Raw genomic sequence first — 2,143 nt, forward strand, 5'->3', positions numbered from 1 at the left:
AGGCTCGTCCGGCCGACTACGGCGCTCAGCTTTCCGGCCGGGGGCCCTGAGCGTCGCGCTCCAGCCCGGCCCTACAGTGGGGCCTCAGGTCAGTGACCTGGAACTTTCTGTCTTGAGGAGTGCGGTGTGGGGGAGATCGCGGCGGCCGGCACGGCGCTGGATGGGCTTGAGGAGTTCCGGGGCGAGCTGACCGGGTACTGCTACCGGATGCTGGGCTCGTACGCCGAGGCCGAGGACGCCGTACAGGAGACGCTGGTCCGGGCGTGGCGGAGCCTCGACCACTTCGAGGGGCGGTCTGCGCTGAGGACGTGGGTGTACCGCATCGCTACCAACGTCTGCCTGGACGCCGTTGCCTCGGGCAAGCGGCGGGCGCTGCCGATGGATCTGTCCGGCCCGAGCGAGGGCAGCTCGCCTCCGGCACCGCCGGAGGACGCCGCCCTGTGGGTGGAGCCCTGCCCTGGCGGTGATCCGGAGGCTGCCGCGGCGACGGGCGAGTCCGTGCGGCTGGCGTTCGTCGCCGCGCTGCAGCACCTGCCGCCCAGCGCTCTACACTGATTCTGCGGGACGTCCTGGGCTTTTCGGCCCGTGAGGTCGCCGACCTGCACGGCTCCACCGTCGCGTCGGCCAACAGCGCCTTGCAGCGGGCCCGCGCCACACTGGCCGAGCGTCGCCGGGCAACAGATGTGCCGGCCGCCCGGCCGTGCGACGACAGGGTCCGTCAACTGCTGGCCGACCGGTACGCCAAGGCCTTCTCCCGCTACGACATGGAGGAGCTGAACATGCTCCTCCATGTCGACGCCACGCTGTGCCTGCCCCCGTACGCGAAATGGATGCGCGGTGTACCCGACATCCAGGCGTGGCTCAATGGCCCCGCGATCGGCTGCCGCGACTCGCGTCTGGTCCCGACTGCGGCGAACGGCTCCCCCGCCTTCGGGCAGTACCGACCCCACCCGGACGGCAGCGGCTACCTTCCTTGGGCGCTGCAGGTCGTCGAGTTTTCCGGCGACCGGATCACCGGCATCACGGCCTTCCGTGACACCGAGCGCCTGTTCCCCCTCTTCGGCCTGCCGGACCACTTGGACAAGGGCTCCGGAACCGGTGCCCGCGCCTGACCGGAATCACCTCCCTCCCGCCGGGCGGTGCTCCGACTGATGGTGACCGTGATCGCGGAGCTCAGACGACCGCGTGCGCCACCAGCAACCGCAGGCCTCGTCTCGGGCCGCGTACGCCATCGCGTGCCGGACCACCTCGCCCGCCCGGCTCTCCGAGGCCGCGCCGTGCAGGCGGGCCGCCGTCCATCCGGGCCCGCAGACCGCCCGACCCTGAGCGCGACCGTCCGGTAAGCCGAACCCCGCCGAACACCGCGAGCGGGCCGCTACCGGGCGCGGTCAGCCGAGCCCCGGTCGCCCCGGACGCTCCGGCGACCGGGGCGGCGAGCGCGTCGGCGTTGTCGCCTGGCCGCTGGGCGTGGTTGGCTTCCTGATCCTGGTGTTCGTAGGCGTCTCCACCGCCGGCCAGCGGCGGGAGAGCGGTGCGCCGCGGGAAACCCTGCTACGGCCCGGCGACCGGCCGTGGCGCCGCAAGAACGAGTAGGCCTCTTCAGTCGGACGCCGGGCCTGTTGGAGGCGACGACAGCGACCATGGAGTGTCTTCTCCCCGGCAAGACACCTTCCGAGCGGGAGGCGTCGTCAGCGTCGGGTAACGCGGTTCGGGCGATCGACCTCGCGTGTCGCGGGCCTGGTGGCGCTATGACACGACGCGCTGCTGCGGGATCGGAGCACCCTGGCCAAACCCGGGCGTGACGCCACGCCGCCGTCGCGGCCGGAGTGCCCGGGGCCAACGGTGTCCCGGCTGACGGCGCCCGGTGGCGGCCCGCTCGCGGTGCTCGGAGGAGTCCGGCTCGCCGAACGCTTCCGCTCAGGGCACGGGGGCCTGCGGTCCGGGTGGAGCGGCCGGCCCGGCTGCGGGGTACGGCTGCGGACCCTTCGGGTCGGCGGGGTGGTCCAGCACGGGACCGCGTGCATGGCCCCGGGGCGAGGAGTGCATGTGCCGCCGGTTCGGCTACGGCGGATCAACTTCGGTGCCGGACCCTGCCGGTGGTGCGCACCGAACGCGCCGGTCGACCCGGCTGTCGCCGCGGCCG

General features: G+C 73.2%; 1 pseudogene. It reads left to right on the forward strand.

The features are described 5' to 3' along the window. Positions 1 to 207 precede the first annotated feature (207 nt). Positions 208 to 1,112, forward strand: a pseudogene (locus VR44_RS11610) (sigma-70 family RNA polymerase sigma factor). Positions 1,113 to 2,143 lie beyond the last annotated feature (1,031 nt).

This window comes from Streptomyces katrae (genome assembly GCF_000966975.1).
Lineage (GTDB): Bacteria > Actinomycetota > Actinomycetes > Streptomycetales > Streptomycetaceae > Streptomyces > Streptomyces katrae.